Below are 1,175 nucleotides of genomic sequence, written 5' to 3'. Positions count from 1 at the left end.
GCCCGTCGTCGGTGATGTCGATCATGAGGTTGTGGTCCTCCCAGGTGAGCCGGATGCCGGCGTGATCGGCCCCGGAGTGCTTGACGATGTTGGTGAGCGCTTCCTGCGTGATGCGGTAGGCGGCGACCGCGCAGTCGGGCGCCACGGCCCGCGGCTCGCCCCGCACGTCGAAGGTCAGCCGCAGGCCGGTCTCCGCCACCTGCTCGGCCAGCGCGGGCAGATCGCCGAGGGTGGGCTGCGGCGCGCGCGGGGACTCACCCTCCTTGAGGACGCCGAGCATGCGGCGCAGCTGCACCATCGCATCGCGTCCCGCCTCGGCGATGGCGTCGAACGCGGCCTCCGCCCGCGCCGGATCGCTGCGCACCACCACGGGTCCGGCCTCGGCCTGGACCACCATCAGGCTGACCGCGTGGCCCAGGATGTCGTGCATGTCGCGGGCGATCCTGTCACGTTCGCGTTGCGCGGCGCGCTCCGCCTCCATCTGACGCTCCTTCTCCAGCCGGACCGCGCGCTCCTCCAGAGCGGCCGCGTGGGCGCGGGAGGTGGCCGCCGCCCTGCCGATGGCGTACGCGGCGACCAGCAGCACCATGCCGCGCAGCGCGGTCTCCCAGGAGCCGACCGTCAGCAGGCCGCCGGCCGCGGTCACTGCGAACGCGATGAGCCTGGGCCCGCGCGGGCTGTAGGCGGCGACCGTGTAGAGCGCGACGAGGGCGCCGTACCAGATGGGCTGGTCGGCCACGTTGCCGGCGAGATCGTAGAGCGTGCTCACGCCCAGGCTGGCCAGCAGCACCACGATCGGCGCGCGTCGCCGCCACACCAGGGGGACCGAGGCGGCGACCGCGACCGCGTACCCCCACCAGTGCCACAGCCCCCCTTGCGGGCTCTCACGCGAGATCAGCGGCCAGAGCTGCACGATCGTGATCAGCACAGCGAGCCCGGCGTCCACCCGGAGGTGGGGGAGAGCGTGGAACCTGCGGCGCGCCACGGTGATGAGCGTCGGATCGGACACGATGCCTCGTCCTTCCTCACGCATGGACGAGGGTGTGCCGGGCGGCGGAAGTGCTCCTCCTGGCCAGTGGCCAGAACGACACCAGCAGAAAGAACGCTCCGACGGACATCAGGTCCTTATCGATGAGGGGCAGCGCGAGGTCGACGGTCACCAGGGCAGGGGTCCA

Annotated in this window: 1 protein-coding gene; it reads right to left on the bottom strand. The window is 72.2% G+C overall.

The window, feature by feature from the left end:
* The coding region (locus tag E1267_RS43820) for an ATP-binding protein (RefSeq protein WP_246064763.1) at positions 1-1,009 on the bottom strand (1,009 nt) is incomplete at its 3' end.
* Positions 1,010-1,175: the final 166 nt, after the last annotated feature.

The organism is Nonomuraea longispora, from assembly GCF_004348345.1.
Classification (GTDB): Bacteria; Actinomycetota; Actinomycetes; order Streptosporangiales; family Streptosporangiaceae; genus Nonomuraea; species Nonomuraea longispora.
The sequence above is the reverse complement of the archived record's forward strand: the minus strand, read 5'-3'. Positions and strand labels throughout refer to the sequence as shown.